This window comes from Streptomyces sp. NPDC058198, from assembly GCF_042882605.1.
Lineage (GTDB): Bacteria > Actinomycetota > Actinomycetes > Streptomycetales > Streptomycetaceae > Streptomyces.
Window position 1 is genome coordinate 1,160,728 of the sequence record NZ_JBHVVP010000001.1, and the last position, 17,474, is coordinate 1,178,201.

A 17,474-nucleotide genomic window follows, 5' to 3' on the forward strand; every position below is an offset into this window, starting at 1 on the left:
TCGCCGAACCGCCCGGAACCCGCTCAGAGCCGGCTCTGGTGGACGCGGCCGTCCACCCCGCGGAACAACGTCAGCACCGTGCCGTCCGGGCCGGCCGTCGCCCCGAGCGCGCCGTCGAAGACCCCGCTCACGAACTCCGTACGCGGGGCCCAGCCGCCCCAGCCGTCCGCGCCGCCGACCCCGTACGAACGCTGCCAGAGGGTGTAGTCACCGGCCCGCGCGAAGAGATGCACGGTATTTCCCGACGCGACGAGCGTCGGGCTGCCGCTGACCGTCCCGCCCAGCGAGGACCACGGGGACCAGCCGCCGGAGGCGTCGCGCACCCGGGTCCACACCGCGTCGTCGGCGGTGCGTACGGCGACATGGACACGGCCCGCCGTATCGATGACCGCCGACGGGCGCCCGTACACCGGACGGTCCTCCGGGGCGCCCAGCGAGGTCCAGCCGGTCCGGGGCCCGCGCGACTCGATGGCGCCGTCCTCGCCCCGGGCGAAGATCGTCCAGCTGTCCGGGCCTTCGAAGGCGACGCCCGGCGCGTCGGTGAGCGTCCCGCCCAGCTTCTGCCAGGGGCCCCAGCGCCCGTCGAGGAAGGCCCGCCGGTACGCCGCGTCGTCCGTGCCGCGCACGAAGACATCGATGCGGCCGTTCGGCGAGGCGTAGGCGGCGGGCTGGCCGAGGATCCGGCCCTGGGTCGGACCGCCGAGCGCGGTGGTGCCGGAGGACCAGTGTCCGTCGCGTCCGGTCCGCTGCCGCAGCGATCCGTCCGTACCGCGAAGGAACGCGGTCAGCCGGTCACCGTCCCTGACGAGCGCGGGACTCGCCGTGGAGCGCGTGCCGAGTGGGACACCCGGGGCGGCGTCCGTGCCCGACAGCTTGAGGAAGGCCGTGCCGTGCGCGGGGACCGTGACCGTGTACGAGCCGGTGTGCGCACCCGCGTCCTTCCTGGCCCGCAGGTCACGGACGGCGACCTCGCCGCCCAGTCCCGCGTCCGCGAAGTCCACCGTCCGCTCGGCCGCCCGGTCCGAGCGGTTGAGGAGCACGACCGCGCGCTCGCCGGAGCCCTGGAGCACCTTGCTGTAGACATCACCCGTCGCGTCGGTGGCGACCCGTACGCCCTGGATGGCCAGCGGGTCCTGGTCGACGGCGATGATCTCGGGGTTGCGCAGCGTGTCGATCATCGACTGGGGCAGCGTGCGCGGGTCGGAGCCGATGACCAGCGGGGAGCCCATCTCCGCCCACATCACCAGCTGGGTGGTGGACTCCTCCTCGGACAGTTCGTACGAGCCGTCCGCCAGCTTCCGCATCGGGATGAGGTAGTCGGGATCGTTGTAGCGCCCCGGCCCCTGGGCCTCCGGGTGCCAGGCGTTGGCGTCCATGTTGCGCAGGACGTTGGGCCACTGGCCGGCGGTGGGGGTGCCCCAGGCGATATCGGTGCCGGTACGCCAGGAGTCGGCCGACGTCGGCCCGTAGACGTACGCGTTGTGCGCGTCCTGCGCCGGGGTGTGCGGCAGACCCCAGTCGTCGGTGAGCGGATTGCAGAGGTTGAGCAGCATCCGCCGGCCCGAGGTGGCGACCGCGTCACTGAATTCCTTGAACGCCGGTCCTGGGTCGAGCTTTTCGGAGATCCCGCACAGGAAGTCGACCTTGATGGCGTCGACCTTCCAGCCCGCGAACTGCTTTGCGTCCTCCTCGTAGTGGCCGCGGCTGCCGAGGCCACAGCTCTTGCCGCCGTCGTAGGTGCCCGCGTCGGTGTAGATCCCGGCCTTCAGCCCGCGCCGGTGGAGGTAGTCCACCAGGGCGGGGATACCGGAGGGGAACCGGCCGGGGTGCGCGGTCAGCCGTCCCCGGCCGTCGCGCGGGGTGTCGGCCTGCCAGCCGCCGTCCAGCCAGACGATGTCGTAGCCGCTGTCCCTGAGCCCGCTGCTGACCAGATGGTCGGCGACGCCCCTGACCTGGTCCTCCGTCGGGGCGCCGAGGCCGTAGTAGGTGTTCCATCCCATGTACGGCGTGGGGGCGAGCCCGCTGTCGTAGTACCGCGGTGCGCCCTGGTCGTCGGCGGCGTGTGCCGAGGGCACTGCCGCCACCCCGACCAGCGCGGCGGCCCCGAGAGCCGCCGCGGCGCGCCGGGCACGCACCATCCCTGCACGATGCGAAGTCACTGATGTCTCCCGAGAGTTGGGGTTCGGGGGCACCCCCGCCGAGCCGTGCTCACGGCGGCGGCGCCACGACGAAGACTGTGGCTGCGTGTCCGTACACTGTCAACGAAAATTACTAATTAACTTAAACAAGTCGCACGGTACGACGATCGGCTTGCCGCCACGCCCCCTACACCCCGGGCCGATCACATAGGCTCGGCCGCGACATGAACAGCAACCACACATCCCTCGGCCCCAAGGCCGACAAAGAGACGGTGCGCCGGCACAATCTGAGCCTTGTGCTGAGGGCGGTACGGGACGAGGGCGACGCCACCCGGGCCGGTGTGGCGGCGCGCGTGGGCCTGACCCGGGCGGCCGTGTCGTCCCTGGTCGAACAGTTGCTGGACAGCGGCTTTCTCTCCGAGTCCGGCAAGACGTTCAGCGGGCAGGCCGGGCGCCCCGGCACCGTACTGAAGGTGACACGGTCCGGCCCCGCCGGCATCGGCGTCGAGATCAATATCGACTACGTCTCGGTGTGTGTGGTCGATCTGTCCGGCACCGACCGGGTCCGGCTGACCGAGCACATCGACAACCGCGGCGCCCAGCCCGCCGAAGTCCTGGCCCGGGGCGCCCGGATCGCCGCGCGCACGCTGGATTCGGCCGGAGAACAGGGCCTGCTGCCGGTCGGGGTGCAACTGGCCCTGCCGGGGCTGGTGTCGGGGGGTACGGTCCGGCAGGCGCCGAACCTCGGCTGGAACCGCGTCCCGGCCGAGGAGCTGTTCGCCCAGGCCATGGCGGAGCTGCAGCCCGATGTGCCGCCGCTGCCGGTGAGTTCGGAGAACGAGGCCAATCTCGCGGCGCTGGCCGAGCTGTGGTTCGGGGGCCTCGGCCCGCTCCGTACCTTCCTCTATCTGACCGGCGAGATCGGCGTCGGCGGCGCCCTGGTGCTGGACGGCGAACTGCTGCGCGGGGCGCACGGCTTCGCCGGCGAGATCGGCCATGTGGTCGTCGACTCGGCGGGCCCGCTGTGCCGTTGCGGTTCCCGGGGCTGTCTGGAGCAGTACGCGGGCCAGTCCGCGCTGCTGCGGGCGGCCGGGATCGACGAGAACGCCGGGGTGCCCGGCGTCGCCGAGCTGGCGCGCCGGGCGCGCGCCGGCGACGCGCAGGCCGTGGCGGCCGTCGACCAGGCCGGGCTGATGCTGGGCCGGGTGCTGTCGGGCGCGGTGAACCTCTTCGATCCCGACGCGGTCGTGCTGGGCGGGATCTACCGGGAGCTGATGCCCTGGCTGTCCCCGTCGGCCGACCGGGAGCTGACGGCCCGCGTGGTCTCGGGCCTGTGGCCGCGCGACAGCGGCCGGCTACGCGCGTCCTCCTCGGCGGGGGACGCGGCACGCGGCGCGGCGGCGCTGGTCGTACGGGCGGTGCTGGCCGATCCGGTGGCGTACGTACAGCGCGAGACGGACTGACGGGCAGCCCGCCCCGCGCTGTCGAGAGGCCGTACGGTCAGCGGGCGCCGAGGAGATGGTCCATGGCGAGCTGGTCGAGGTGCTCGAACGCCATGCCGCGCTCGGCGGCCGCGTCGACGTCGAAATCCTCGTAGGCGCTGCGGTCGGCCAGCAGCGCGGCCACCCCGTCCGCGGCGGTCGGCAGGGCCAGTTCGTCCAGGCGCGCGGCACGCAGCGCCTCCTGGACCTGCGGGTCGGCGCGGAAGGCGGCCGCCCGCTCCTTGAGGATCAGATAGTTGCGCATGCAGCCGGCGGCGGAGGCCCACACACCGTCGAAGTCCTCGGTGCGCGGCGGCTTGAAGTCGAAGTGGCGGGCGCCGTCCCAGCCCGCGGTCTCCAGCAGGTCGACGAGCCAGAAGGCGGCCCGCAGATCACCGGCGCCGAAGCGCAGGTCCTGGTCGTACTTGATGCCGTTCTGCCCGTTGAGGTCGATGTGGTAGAGCTTGCCCGACCAGAGCGCCTGGGCGATGGAGTGCGGGAAGTTCAGCCCGGCCATCTGCTCGTGGCCGACCTCCGGGTTGACGCCGTACAGCTCGGGGCGCTCCAGGCGGTCGATGAACGCCAGGGCGTGGCCGACGGTGGGCAGCAGGATGTCGCCGCGCGGCTCGTTCGGCTTGGGCTCGATGGCGAACTTGATGTCGTAGCCCTTCTCGACGACATACTCGCCGAGCAGATCGAAGCCCTCCTTCATCCGGTCGAGAGCGAGGCGCACGTCCTTGGCACCACCCGACTCCGCGCCTTCCCTGCCGCCCCAGGCGACGAAGGTCTTGGCGCCGAGCTCAGCGGCGAGGTCGATGTTGCGGAGGGTCTTGCGCAGCGCGTAGCGACGGACGTCGCGGTCGTTCGCGGTGAAGCCGCCGTCCTTGAAGACGGGGTGCGTGAAGAGGTTGGTGGTGACCATCTCCACGACGACGCCGTTCGCCTCGGTCGCCTGCCTGAACCGCTTGATGTGCGCCTCGCGCTCCGCGTCGGACGAGCCGAACGGGATGAGGTCGTCGTCATGGAAGGTCACGCCCCAGGCGCCGAGCTCGGCGAGGCGCTGTACGGACTCGACGGGGTCCAGGGCCGGGCGGGTCGCTTCCCCGAACGGATCCCTGCCCTGCCAGCCCACCGTCCACAGACCGAAGCTGAACTTGTCCTCGGGGGTGGGTGTGAAGCGTTCCGTCATTCTCTGGCCGCCTTCGATACCTCAGGTCCGGCACGTGCCGACCTTTTTGTTTCCTGACATGACTAATAATGCACGTCCACGTGGGTGCGCAAAACCCCCCGCGTGCGCTCATCTGTGTCCGGCTCACCGAACATGTGTGAGCACGCCCGCACACGGACGATGATCGGTAGTGACGGTTCCCGTGCGCCGCGCCATCGCGTAATTTGTTTGCGCGACGTCCAAACTGCCGCAGAAGCCAGTGACATCAGCCGGCAAGCGATGTCAGTCGAAGTCAGTCAGGGAAAGAGGTACGCCATGTCCACGCCCATGTCGCAGAACCCGGTCGTCATCGGCGTGGACAGCTCCACCCAGTCCACCAAGGCGGCCTTCACGGATGCCGCCACCGGCCGGCTGCTCGCCGTGGGCCGCGCCCCGCACCGGGTGACCGGCGAGGGCGGCGCGCGCGAGACGGACCCGGAGGTGTGGTGGAACGCCCTGCGCGAGGCCGTCGCCGCCGGGCTGAAGGAGTCCGGCGTCGACCCCTCGGCGGTGACCGGTATCGCGGTGGCCGGTCAGCAGCACGGACTGGTGGTGCTGGACCGCACGGGCCGGCCGCTGCGCCCGGCGCTGCTGTGGAACGACACCCGCTCCGCCCCGCAGGCCGCCGCGCTCACGGAGGCGCTCGGCGGCCCGGACGCCTGGACGGCGCGGACCGGCTCCGTACCGGTGGCGTCGATGACGGCTTCGAAGTGGCAGTGGCTGCGGGAGAACGATCCCGCCATCGCCGAGGCCGCCGCGGCCGTCAGGCTCCCCCACGACTTTCTCACCGAACGGCTCGCGGGCACCGCCGCCACCGACCCCGGTGACGCCTCCGGCACCTGCTGGTACTCGACCGCCACCGGTGCGTACGACCCCGAACTGCTCGCGCTCCTCGGCCTGGACGCCGCTCTGCTGCCGGCCGTCGCCCCGACCGGCGCCACCCGGGTCGGCTCGCTCACCGCGGGCTCGGCGGCGGAGCTCGGCCTCCCGGCGGGCATCGCCGTCGCGGCGGGCACCGGTGACAACATGAGCGCCGCCGTCGGCCTGGGCCTCGGGGGCGCGGGGCTGCTCGACCACCCGGTGCTCAGTCTCGGCACCTCGGGCACGGTGTTCGCCGCGACCCGCACGCGTCCCGGCTCCGCCGCGCTCTCCGGGTTCGCCGCGGCCGACGGTACGTATCTGCCGCTCGGCTGCACCCTGAACTGCACGCTCGCCGTCGACAAGGTGGCGGAGCTGCTCCGGCTGGACCGCGAGGACGCGGTGCCCGGCGGCGAAGCCGTCCTGCTGCCCTACCTCGACGGCGAACGCACCCCGGATCTGCCGACCGCCTCGGGCCTGCTGACCGGGCTGCGCCACGACACCACGCCGCAGCAGCTGCTGGGCGCGGCCTACGAGGGCGCGGCCGTCACGGTGCTGCGGGCGCTGGACGAGGTGCTGCGCGCCTGCGGTCTCGACCCCACGGACCCGGAGGTCGCCTCCCGGCCGCTGCGGCTGGTGGGCGGCGGCGCTCAGGGCCGTATGTGGGTGGAGACCGTACGGCGGCTCTCCGGGCGCCAGTTGATCGTCCCCGAGAGCGGCGAACTGGTCGCACTCGGCGCGGCGGCCCTGGCGGCGGGCGCGGCCACCGGCGAGGACCCGGTGGCGGTGGCGACCTCCTGGAAGGCGGGCCACGGGCCGGAACTGCCCCCGGTGGAGCGGGACATGGAGACCTGGGAGCGAGTGAACTCGGTGCTGGACAGGGCTGCGCCCAGCCTGCTGACCTGAGCGCGGGGTCAGGGTCCTGCGGCCGGCCGGGGAAGCCGGACTCGGCCCGGCCGGTCCGGCTCAGAGCCCGTCCTCCGACAGGCTCTCAGCCCGTCGGCAGGCCGGCCGCCGCCCGCACGAGGGCGTCCAGGACCGGACGGATCAGTGGATGGTCCTCCGCGCCCCGGCGTACCGCAGCGAAGACCCTGCGCGTCGCGGCCGGGCCGGCGACCGGGCGTACGACAGTGCCCTTCAGCTCCATGGCACGCAGCGCGGAGCGCGGGACCAGAGCGACCCCGGCGCCGGCGCCCGCGAGGGCGACGACCGCGCGGAAGTCGTCCGAGGAGTGCACCAGGCGCGGCTGGAAGCCGGCCAGTTCGCAGGCGAGCTGCATCACGTCATGGCAGGGATTGCCCGGATAGGGACCGATCCAGTCACTGTCGGCCAGCTCGGCGAGCGCGACCTCCGCGCCGAGGCCGAGGGGGTGCGCGGCCGGCAGGACCGCGTCGAACGGCTCCGCGTACAGGGCCACCCGGGACAGCCGCAGGTCGTCCTCGCGCGGAGCGCCCCGGTACTCGACGGCCACCGCCAGATCCGCCTGTCCGTCGAGCACCATCGGCAGGCTCTCGTCGCCCTCGGCGTCCCGGACCCGCACCCGGATGCCGGGATGGGGTCCGGAAAGCAGCTGGAGGGCCGGGGCCAGTACCTCCGCGATGCCCGTGGCGAAGGCGGCGACCGTGACCTCCCCGGCCGCGCCGCCCGCGTACGCGGCGAGCTCCGCCTCGGCCCGTTCCAGCTGGGCGAGGACGGCGTGCGCGTGGGAGAGCAGGATCTCGCCGGCCGCTGTCAGCCGTACCCCGCGGCCACTGCGGGTCAGCAGGGTGTGGCCGGTCTCCTGCTCCAGGACGGCGAGCTGCTGGGAGACGGCCGAGGGGGTGAGATACAGCGCGGCGGCCGCGGCGGTCACCGTACGGTGGTCCGCCACGGCCCGCAGAATCCGCAGCCGCCGAGGGTCGATCACCCTGCCATTTTGCCAGGTCGCGACGCGGACCGCGGCGGGCCGGCCGGTGCGCGGGCGGGTCTGGGGCCGGGCGGGTCGGAGGCCGGGCGGCCGCGCGCGTCAGCTCTCCCGCTTCATCGCCTCGCGGGCGTCGATGAACGCCGCCACCGCCCGCTCCACGTCCGCCGTGGAGTGCGCGGCGGACAGCTGGACCCTGATCCGCGCCTGGCCCATCGGGACGACGGGGTACGAGAAGCCGATCACGTACACGCCGCGCTCCAGCAGCAGTTCCGCCATCCGGCCCGCTTCGGCGGCGTCACCGATCATCACCGGCGCGATGGCGTGATCGCCGGGCAGGATCTCGAAGCCCGCCTCGGCCATCTTCGTACGGAAGAGCGCGGTGTTGGCCCTCAGCCGGTCCCGCAGCTCGCCCGCGCTCTCCAGCAGGTCGAGGACCTTGATCGACGCGGCGGCGATCACCGGGGCGAGGGAGTTGGAGAAGAGGTACGGACGGGAGCGCTGGCGCAGCAGCGCGACGATCTCCGCGCGGGCCGCGACATAACCGCCCGAGGCGCCGCCGAGCGCCTTGCCCAGAGTGCCGGTGATGATGTCGACGCGGTCCATGACACCGTGCAGTTCCGGGGTGCCACGGCCACCGGCGCCGACGAAGCCGACGGCGTGCGAGTCGTCGACCATGACCATCGCGTCGTAGCGGTCGGCGAGATCACAGATCTCCGCGAGCGGGGCGACGTACCCGTCCATGGAGAAGACGCCGTCCGTGACGATCAGCCGGCGGCGGGCGTCCTGCGACTCCTTGAGCCGGGTCTCCAGGTCGGCGAGGTCGCGGTTGGCGTACCGCAGGCGGCGGGCCTTGGACAGCCGGATGCCGTCGATGATGCTGGCGTGGTTGAGGGCGTCGGAGATGACCGCGTCCTCGGGGCCGAGGATCGTCTCGAAGACGCCGCCGTTGGCGTCGAAGCAGGAGGAGTAGAGGACCGTGTCCTCCTGGCCGAGGAACGCGGACAGGCGCTGCTCCAGCTCCTTGTGGATCTCCTGGGTGCCGCAGATGAAGCGTACGGAGGCCATGCCGTAGCCCCAGCGGTCGAGCGCGTCCTTGGCGGCGGCGACGACCTCGGGGTGGTCGGCCAGGCCGAGGTAGTTGTTGGCGCAGAAGTTGAGGACGTCACCGGGGGCGCCACCGGCGGTGACGGCGACGGAGGCGCTCTGCGGGGTGGAGATCACGCGCTCGGGCTTGAAGAGACCGGCGTCGCGGATCTCGTCGAGGGTGGCGGACAGGTCGTCCCGGACGGACGCGTACATGTGGGGCTCCTTGAATTTTTCGGACCGAGGGCTGATCAGGCGGACCGATCAAGCGGACTGATCAGGCGGACTGATCAACGGGTCCAGTCGAGGATGATCTTGCCGCTGCGGGCCGTGGACGCCTCGTCGAACGCGGCGTCGAAGTCCTGGTGGCCGTAGCTGCCGGTGATCACCGGGGTGAGGTCGAGCCCGCCTTCGAGCAGGACGGTCATCGCGTACCAGGTCTCGAACATCTCGCGGCCGTAGATGCCCTTGATCGTGATCATGGAGGTGACGATCTTCGACCAGTCGACGGCGAACTCCTCGGCGGGCAGGCCGAGCATGGCGATCCGGCCGCCGTGCGTCATGTTGTCGACCATGTCGCGCATGGCCTCGGGGCGCCCCGACATCTCCAGGCCGATGTCGAAGCCCTCCTTCAGGCCGAGCTGCCTCTGCGCGTCGGCGATGGTGGCGCCGGACACATCGAGAGCCAGCGTGGCGCCGACCTTGCGGGCGAGTTCGAGGCGGTGCGGGCTGACGTCGGTGATCACGACATTGCGCGCGCCCGCGTGCCGGGCGACGGCCGCGGCCATGATCCCGATGGGGCCCGCGCCGGTGATCAGTACGTCCTCGCCGACGAGCGGGAAGGAGAGCGCGGTGTGTACGGCGTTGCCGAAGGGGTCGAAGATCGCGGCGACGTCGAGGTTCACCTCGGCGCGGTGCACCCAGACGTTCGAGGCGGGCAGGACGACGTACTCGGCGAACGCGCCGTCACGGCCGACGCCGAGGCCGACGGTGCTGCGGCAGAGGTGCCGGCGGCCGGCGAGACAGTTACGGCACTTGCCGCAGACGAGATGGCCCTCGCCGCTGACGAGATCGCCCACGGCGATGTCCTGGACGCCGGCGCCGAGGTCCACGACCTCGCCCACGAACTCGTGGCCGAGGACACGGGGCGTCGTGACCGCCTGCTGGGCCCAGCCGTCCCACGCGCGGATATGCAGATCGGTACCGCAGATGCCGGTACGGAGCACCTTGATCAGTACGTCACCGGCCCCGGCCTCCGGTACCGGCACGTCCATGAGCCACAGCCCCGGCTCGGCCTTCTGCTTCACAAGTGCCTTCATGGGCGTGTGCTCCCGGGGTGCTGGTGCTGATCGGTGATCGGTGATCTTTGGTCAGGCACCAATCTGCCGAGCGCCGGCCGCTCAGTCCATCGAGGATTTCTTAAGCGGCCCAACAGCGCAGCTTCACACCCGGGCGCCGCACCGCCTCCTGCGCCGCCGGTGGCGCGGCGCGTGCCCGGGAGATTCCCTGGCACCGGGCACCTGCGGGGCGAACGCGCCGGGCAGAAGCAGCACCGGAATCGGCACGCCCCAGACGGCGACCCGGGACACGGCCAACCGGGCGACGGAGGCGACGGGGACGGCGACGGCCGAGGTGGCCGAGGTGATCGACGTGACGGACGCGACAGACGTGACGGACGCGGCGGAGGCCGCCATCCCCAGGGCGGGGTCATCGTGTGAGGGCGGAGCAGGTACGGGTACGGGAACCAAGGCTGCCAGAGCCACCGTGGGCTGTACGGCCGGTTCCGGCGTCGCCGAGGTCCTCGTCAGCAGCACCACCCCTCGCGCCGCCACCACCGCGCCGACGAGCGCCGCCGCGATACCCGCCGTCCCTCCCTGGAGGCGTTCACCCAGGAGCGTCAGTCCTATCGCCGCCGCCGCGACCGGATTGGCCAGGGTCAGGACCGCGAGAGGCGCCCCCAGGCCGCCCTGATACGCCCTCTGGGACAGCAGCAGCCCGGCCGACGCCAAGGCCGCGACCAGCAGGGCCACGGCCGCCACCTGCCACAGCGGCCGTGCGCCCGCGCCGCGCTCCGTCGCGGCGACCGTCACGGTCTGGGTGAGGGCCGAGGCAACCCCCGACGTGATCCCGGAGGCCGCCGCGTGCCGGAGGCCGGGACGGGCCCCCGGCCGGGTCAGCAGAGCCACCAGCGCCAGCGCCACCCCCGCCACGCCCAGTGCCTGAGGCAGCGTGAGCGTGTCGCTCGGAGCCGTACCCGCGGCCGTCAGCAGGATGACCGCGAGGCCGGCGAGCGTGAACGCCGTGCCGCGCCACTCGCCCCGGCTGACCTGCCGCCCGGCGCGACGCGCGCCCAGCGGTACGGCCGCGACCAGAGTGAGCGCGCCCAGCGGCTGGACCAGGGTGAGCGGCCCGTACGTCAGCGCCACCACATGCAGCAGCGCCCCGGCCGCGTTCAGCCCGACCGCCCACCACCAGGCGCCGTGGCCCAGCAGCGCGAGCAGCCCGGCCGTGGCTCCCGTACGGGCGGCGAGCCGCTCCTGCGCCACGGCCGCGGAGGCGTACGCGACGGCCGAGACCAGCGACAGCGCGACGGCCACCGCTGTCGCGCCGTTCACCGGGCAGCCCCTGGCGGGGCGGCCGCCGGTATGCGGAGCACTTCGCGGGTGTCTGTCACCCGACCCCCCTTGCATGGACGACGCGGCGCGGTGCGACGGCGTGGCTGGTGTGGCGGCGCGGCCGGAACCACGCCCTATCGATACGCCACTGTACCGATACGGATCCGTATCGGTACAGTGGCGTATCGGTACACTGCCGTATCGGAACCGAGAGGGAGAGACGATGACGCCGCAGCGCCGCTCCAAGATCACGCCGGAACGGGAGCTGGAGTTCTACGAGGCCGCGTTGGATCTGCTCCGGGAAGTCGGCTACGACGCGCTGACCATGGAGGGCGTGGCTGCCCGCACCCGCTGCGGCAAGTCCACGCTCTACCGTCAGTGGGGTACGAAACCGCAGCTCGTCGCGGCCGCGCTCCGCGGCACCCGGTGCGCCACGCTCGCGGACGTCGACACCGGCACCCTCGTCGGGGATCTGCGGGCGGCGGCCTGTTCGACCGCGGCGGAATCGGGGCGCGACACCACACTGATGCACGCGCTCGGCCATGCGGCCCTGCAGAATCCGGAGCTGCTGCGGGCGCTGCGCGAGGCCCTCATCGAACCGGGCATCATGGCCATCGACGCCATGGTCAGCCGCGCCGTGGCCCGTGGCGAGCTCGCGGCCGGCCATCCCGCCGCGGAGTTCGTGGCCGCCCAGCTGATCGGCGTCATGCGCGCCCGGCCGATGATGGAGGGGCGGTACGCGGACGAGGCGTACCTCACCCGCTTCCTGGAGGCCGCGGTCTTCCCCGCACTCGGTCTGCGAGTCACCTCGCCCTCATGACCGGCGGGCCGTCGTCCGAGCGGATGACGACGGCCCGTCCGCGCCGCACCGTGGGGACGGGGGCGGCGCACTTCCCGGCCGGTGGGCCTCTCCTTCGGGAGGGGCCCACCGGCATGCCGGAGCCCTCAGGTCGGCACGCCCCCGTACGGTGACCAACTCTGATCAAAATCAGTCAATTTCGGCCAGGCATTGTCCATTTGCATAGTTGTTGACGAACCGTCACCGGCATATACGCTCCAAACGGAACCGCACCTTGTCGCGCCTGGAGGCCGATCATGACCTGTGTCTCGGAACAGAGCTTGGTCCGCCGGCTTCCGGCTGTGCCGTTCTACTGCCCCGTACCACCCGCCAGACATCCGTCCGCCGACCTCCTGAACGACCAGGCCGTGCGATGGATGCTCGCCCAGCGGCTCGACACCGACGAGCACCAGCTCGAACGTCTCACCCTCTGCGACTTCGGCGGCCTCGCCGCCTCGGCGATGCCGTACGGACAGCTCGAACCGCTCACCCTGATGACCAAGTTCCTCGCCGTGCTCTTCTCGCTCGACGACGGAGTGTGCGACGAGTCGGGGGCCACGGCGGATCTGCTGGCCCAGGAGACCTCGCGTCTCATGCGCGCCATCGAGGCCCCGACCTCGGACCCCTCCGGCGACTCACCCCACACGGCCGCGCTGCGCGGGTTCCGCCTGGAGCTGGAACGATTCGCCTCGCCGCGCCAGCTGCACCGTCTGACGGACGGGATGCGCGTCTACACCTCGGGGCTGGTGTGGGAGGCGTCCTGGCGCCGCAACCCCACGCTGCCCTCGCTCGACGACTACGTCACGCTGTGGATGCGGTCCATAGGGATGGCGCCGTGCATCGCGTTGATCGAGGTGGTCGGCGGCTTCTCCGTGGCGGACGAGGATCTGCACGATCCCCGGGTACGCGCCCTCACCGAGATCACCTGGACCCTCGTCAGCTGGGACAACGACCTCTACTCCCGGGACAAGGAACTGCTGCGGGCCGATGACAACCTCAATCTGATCGACGTCCTGTGCCAGGAACAGGGCTGCGATCCGCACCACGCCCTCGTGCAGGCCGTGGCGATGCGGGACCGCGTCATGGTGCTCTTCGACCGGCTCGCCGCGCAGGTGCTGAAGGAGGCGGACGACGGTCTGCGCCAGTACGTCGAGGGGCTGAGCCACTTCGTCCGGGGCCATCTCGACTGGGCGTCGGTCTGCCCCCGCTACTCCGTACCGTCGGGGCCGGAGGCGGCGCCCGGCGGGTGGTGGAAGCACCATCCGGCCGACGACAGCCTGGAGCCGCTTCCGATCCCCACGATCTCGTGGTGGTGGGACCAGCTGGAGTCGGCTCCCTGACCCCACGGCGGACCGCCCTCAGGTCCGCTCACACCGCCGTACAGCGGTGTGGTTATCGTGGCCGTCACAGGTGGCGGCGGCGCGGTGAAGCGGGGGCGGGCGAACAGTGGACGGGGGCCACGGCGGGTACATACGCGTGCCGGTGGGGGCCGACGCGACGCGGTGGGCGACCCGGGGGCGGTGCCGGCGGGTGCTGTTCGTCGTGCACAACGTGACCTCGGCGACCCGGCTGCTGGATGTGCTGCCGCTGTTCCGTGACGACCTGCGCGTGCAGCTCCTCGCCACCTGCACCGGTTCTTCGCCCTTCCGGTCGGGGGTGGCCGAGCTGCTGGCGGAGACCGGGGTGCCGGTCCTGCCGTGGGAGCAGGCGGTCGGCCTCCCGGTGGATCTGGCGATCTCGGCCAGCTTCGGCGGTCAACTTCACCGAATTTCCGGCAGGTTGACCGTTCTCTCCCACGGCACCGGATACAATAAGAGGCTAGCAACACCGGACACCGGACACCGGACACCGGACACCGGACACCGGACACCGGACACCGGTCGCCTTTCGCCCGGCGCCGCACCACCGCCCGTCTTCGGGCTCTCCCGCGAGTGGCTCCTCGCGGACGGCTCCCCCGTCGCGGACGCGCTGGTCCTTTCCCACCCGGAACAGTTGGAACGGCTGCGCGCCGCGTGCCCGGAAGCCGCCCCCACCGCCGTCCTCGCCGGTGACCCCTGTTTCGACCGGATGCTGGCGGCCCTGCCGTACCGCGCACGCTTCCGCCGCGCCCTCGACGTGCGGCGCGGGCAGCGGCTCGTCCTGCTGAATTCCACCTGGAACCCGGATTCCCTCTTCGGGGACGGTGGCGGAGAGGACGTACTTCCGTCGCTGCTGCCGCAGCTCACCGCTGAGCTGCCCGCGGACGAATACCGGCCGGCGGCCGTCCTGCACCCCAATATCTGGCACGGTCACGGCCCCGGACAGATCCGCGCCTGGCTGGACCGGGCCCGGCGGGGCGGCCTGACCCTGGTGGATCCGCTGGAGGGATGGCGCCAGGCGCTCATCGCGGCCGATGTGGTCATCGGGGACGGCGGATCGGTCAGCTACTACGCGGCCGCGCTCGGTACCCCCGTACTGATGGGGACGGCGCCGTCGGACGGCCTCGACGCGGGGTCGCCGGTCGCCGCGTTCGTACGGCAGGCGCCGCGGCTCTCGCCGTACGTCCCGCTCCGGGCCCAACTGGACACGCTCCTGGCCGGGCACCGCCCACTGCCGGATCCGGCGGAGCTGGTCTCGTCGGCTCCGGGCGCGGCGGCGGCGCTGCTGCGCCGCCACTTCTACCAGCTGATCGGTATCCCCGAGCCGGCGGAACCCGCCCTGCTGGACCCGCTGCCGCTCCCTCCCCATGGACCGGTGTCACGGACAGCCCCGATGCGGGTGGTGACCCGGCTGCTGGGGAACGGCGAGATCGAGCTGAGCCGTTACGCGGACCCGCGGTCCGAGCCGGCGGGAGACGGGGACGCGCATATGGCCGTCCACGAGGACACCTTGGACCCGGGCCGGCTCGCCCTGGCCGATGTGATCCACCGGGACGGCCCAGCGGACGACGTCCGGTTCGGCACCCCGGAGCAGTGGACGGCCGAGGTGCTGGCCCGCCATCCGCACTGTGCCCTCGCCGCCCATGTCACGGGTGCCGGCAGCTGCACCGTACGCACCAGGAACGGCGCGCTCCTGCGGCTCGCCGGCGATCCCGCGGCCGCCGACCCGGCCGACCCCGCCGCGTACGCCTCCGCCCTGCACGCCTGGCTGGCCGCGGGCAAGGCCCCGGAGGATCTGTCAGCGGCCGGGATGACCGTACGGACCGGCGCCTGCGCACACCGGGTGTCGGTCACTCCGGTCCCCCCGACGCGCTGAGGCAGCGCTCGCGCAGGCCCCGCAGATGAGCGAGGTGATACGCGGCTTTCTCCTGGTCGAGCGCGGCCGTCGCCTCGTCGATCAGCGGCAGCGCACCGCCCGTGTCCCCCGCGTCGAGACGCGTTTCCGCGAGGTCGGTGAGCGTCCTGGCCGTGTTGTACGACTCCGCACTGGCGCGGAAGAACCGCAGCGCGGTCTCCAGCCGCTCCCGGGCCTCGGGGAAGCGGCCGAGGCCGCGCAGCGCCCGCCCCCGGTGCCGTTCCAGCAGGGCATGGGCGCGGGGCAGATCACGCTCGCCCTCGTCCCCCGGGCCGATCCCGCCGAGGATGGCGAATGCCCGGTCGAAGCACTCGTACGCCTCCTGGAAGCGCCACTGCCGCAGCCGCAGCAGGCCGAGCGACTCGACGGCCGAGGCATGGCCGCGCAGATGCTCGGACAGCTCCTCGGCCCGTGCGGCGGCGGTCAGTTCGGACTCGGCTTCCTCCCACCGGCGCAGCTCGATCAGGTCCAGAGCCAGCAGTGAGTGCATCCGGCCGGCCATCCTGGATCCCGGGTGGTGGGCGTCGGCGACGCGTGTGCCCGCCCGGAGGGCCGGGAGGAGTTCGTCGTGATGCCCCGCCTTGAGCTGGAGCGGCCACAGGGCCTGGCACAGCTGATAGACGGAGTCCGGCTGGCCGAACTCCTCTGCCGCGTACACCGCTTGGACCAGGTTGCCCAGCTCGGCCCGCAGGGCGGCCAGCGCCTCGCCCGCGTTCCCGAACGGGCCGGGGCTCTGCGCCAACTCGTCGTAGAGCGGGCCGATCCCCCAGCTCTGCGGGAGGGCGGCGAGCCGCGCCAGGACCGCGAAGCGCAGGTACCACCGCACCGTGCCGGTCGTGGCCGCCGCGCAGGCCGCGATGCCGTCCTCGCGGAAGGCGGCCTCCTCGGCGTGGCCGCGGACCGCGGGACGGTAGCGGTAGCGGTCGGTGTCCGTGCGCTCCAGCAGCTGCCGGTCGGCGAGTTCGCCGAGCGAGCGGACGGCCTCGGCCTCCGGTATGCGCGCGGTGTGCGCGACGACCGCGGCACCGAAGGCGGGCCACTCGCGCAGCGACATCAGCCGGTAGACCCGGGCGACGGCCGGCTCCAGCTCTCGGTACACGCCCTCGGCGGCGGTACGGACGGGGTCGCTCCCGGACACGGTGGGTGCCTCCTCCAGCCGGTGCGGCTCGGACAGTCGCGGCGCGGCGGCCCGCAGGGCGTACGGCGATCCGGCGCACCGCTCCAGGACGCGCGGCAGTACGGCACGGGCCGCGTCCAGGACCGGCCGCCCCGCGAGGTCGGTGAGCAGCCGTCGCGCGTCCTTGTCGGACAGCGGTCCGACCGGGACCGGTACGGCGTCCAGACCGGGCAGCGGACGCCGGGCGACCACGACGGTGAACACCCCGGGTGCGGCGGTGAGCAGCGGCTGGACCTGCGCGGACGAGTGGGCGTGGTCGAGCACGACGAGGAGCCGCCGGTCCATGACACAGCGCCGGAAGTCTTCGCGCCGCTCCGCCGCGCTCTGCGGTATCTCGTCCTGCCGCATCCCCAGCTGGACAAGGAGACTCCGCAACACAGTGGCGGTGTCGAGGGCGGTCCCCGCCGAGGCACCCCGCAGATCGACGTACACCTGCCCCTCCGGGAAGCGAGCCGCTTCGCGGCACCCCCAGTGCACGGCGAGGGCGCTGGTGCCGATGCCCTCGGGCCCATGGACCAGCGCGACCCTGGGCCGTCCGTCCGCCTTGCGCAGGGCCTCCTTCTCCAGCAGCCTCATCGGTCCCTGACGGTCCGTGAAGAACCGTATGGAGGGGGGCAGAGCCGGTATGCCGTCCGCCCTCGCGGGGCCGGGCGCGGTGCGGGCGAACGCCGCCCAGGCACGGGCGAGCGCCGGATCGGTCCGCACGGCCTCGTGGACCCGCTCCGCCACTGCCTCCAGCTGGGCCCGCCCGGCCGGCGCGGTCACCTCCTGCCCCACGATGCGCCGCACCAGGCCGCCGGCCGATTCCCAGGCCCACTTCCCGGCCTCGTTGGCCATCCCCGTCCCTACGGCGCCCAGCACCGCGGTGATCGCCGTCAATGAAATGGGATCCAGCATG

11 protein-coding genes and 1 pseudogene are annotated in these 17,474 nt (G+C 72.6%); 5 read left to right on the plus strand and 7 right to left on the minus strand.

The window, feature by feature from the left end:
- Positions 1-23 precede the first annotated feature (23 nt).
- Positions 24-2,138, minus strand: coding sequence for a glycoside hydrolase family 27 protein (locus ACFVWW_RS05230; RefSeq protein WP_386876025.1), 2,115 nt, complete (start codon positions 2,136-2,138; stop codon positions 24-26).
- A 224-nt stretch (positions 2,139-2,362) separates the two neighbouring features.
- On the opposite strand from ACFVWW_RS05230, the gene ACFVWW_RS05235 reads away from it, so the two are divergent.
- Positions 2,363-3,601: an ROK family protein gene (locus ACFVWW_RS05235; protein ID WP_384186529.1), complete on the plus strand. Its 1,239-nt coding sequence runs from the start codon at positions 2,363-2,365 to the stop codon at positions 3,599-3,601.
- A 37-nt stretch (positions 3,602-3,638) separates the two neighbouring features.
- On the opposite strand, the gene xylA is transcribed toward ACFVWW_RS05235, so the two are convergent.
- Positions 3,639-4,808 (minus strand): xylose isomerase, encoded by a 1,170-nt coding sequence (gene xylA, locus ACFVWW_RS05240; protein WP_384186527.1) that lies wholly within the window; start codon positions 4,806-4,808, stop codon positions 3,639-3,641.
- A gap of 306 nt (positions 4,809-5,114) precedes the next feature.
- Here xylA and xylB point away from each other — a divergent pair, with 306 nt between their 5' ends.
- Positions 5,115-6,590: a xylulokinase gene (xylB, locus tag ACFVWW_RS05245; RefSeq protein WP_384333403.1), complete on the plus strand. Its 1,476-nt coding sequence runs from the start codon at positions 5,115-5,117 to the stop codon at positions 6,588-6,590.
- 85 nt (positions 6,591-6,675) lie between these two features.
- On the opposite strand, the gene ACFVWW_RS05250 is transcribed toward xylB, so the two are convergent.
- The 4 genes and pseudogenes from ACFVWW_RS05250 to ACFVWW_RS05265 all read right to left on the minus strand — a co-directional run.
- Positions 6,676-7,590, minus strand: a complete 915-nt coding sequence (locus ACFVWW_RS05250) for a LysR family transcriptional regulator (protein ID WP_384186524.1) — start codon at positions 7,588-7,590, stop codon at positions 6,676-6,678.
- 99 nt (positions 7,591-7,689) lie between these two features.
- Complete coding sequence (locus ACFVWW_RS05255; protein WP_384186521.1) at positions 7,690-8,889, minus strand: glycine C-acetyltransferase; 1,200 nt, start codon at positions 8,887-8,889, stop codon at positions 7,690-7,692.
- Positions 8,890-8,963: 74 nt separating this feature from the next.
- Entirely contained in the window at positions 8,964-9,992 is a 1,029-nt protein-coding gene (gene tdh / locus ACFVWW_RS05260) for an L-threonine 3-dehydrogenase (RefSeq protein WP_384186518.1), read from the minus strand.
- 384 nt (positions 9,993-10,376) lie between these two features.
- Positions 10,377-11,288: pseudogene (locus ACFVWW_RS05265) on the minus strand (DMT family transporter); the annotation flags it as partial.
- Positions 11,289-11,511: 223 nt separating this feature from the next.
- On the opposite strand from ACFVWW_RS05265, the gene ACFVWW_RS05270 reads away from it, so the two are divergent.
- The 3 genes from ACFVWW_RS05270 to ACFVWW_RS05280 all read left to right on the plus strand — a co-directional run bounded on the left by ACFVWW_RS05270 (position 11,512) and on the right by ACFVWW_RS05280 (position 15,360).
- Positions 11,512-12,108 carry a TetR/AcrR family transcriptional regulator gene (locus ACFVWW_RS05270; RefSeq protein WP_384333360.1) on the plus strand — a complete coding sequence of 199 codons (597 nt, stop codon included), beginning with the start codon at positions 11,512-11,514 and terminating at the stop codon, positions 12,106-12,108.
- A gap of 275 nt (positions 12,109-12,383) precedes the next feature.
- Entirely contained in the window at positions 12,384-13,466 is a 1,083-nt protein-coding gene (locus ACFVWW_RS05275; RefSeq protein WP_386876029.1) for a hypothetical protein, read from the plus strand.
- 106 nt (positions 13,467-13,572) lie between these two features.
- Positions 13,573-15,360 (plus strand): hypothetical protein, encoded by a 1,788-nt coding sequence (locus tag ACFVWW_RS05280; RefSeq protein ID WP_386876031.1) that lies wholly within the window; start codon positions 13,573-13,575, stop codon positions 15,358-15,360.
- Here ACFVWW_RS05280 and ACFVWW_RS05285 read toward each other — a convergent pair.
- The gene (locus ACFVWW_RS05285) at positions 15,335-17,473 is read right to left on the minus strand and encodes a tetratricopeptide repeat protein (protein ID WP_386876033.1); all 2,139 of its coding nucleotides are present in this window, start codon (positions 17,471-17,473) and stop codon (positions 15,335-15,337) included. The genes ACFVWW_RS05280 and ACFVWW_RS05285 overlap by 26 nt on opposite strands.
- Between the last annotated feature and the right edge of the window lies 1 nt (position 17,474).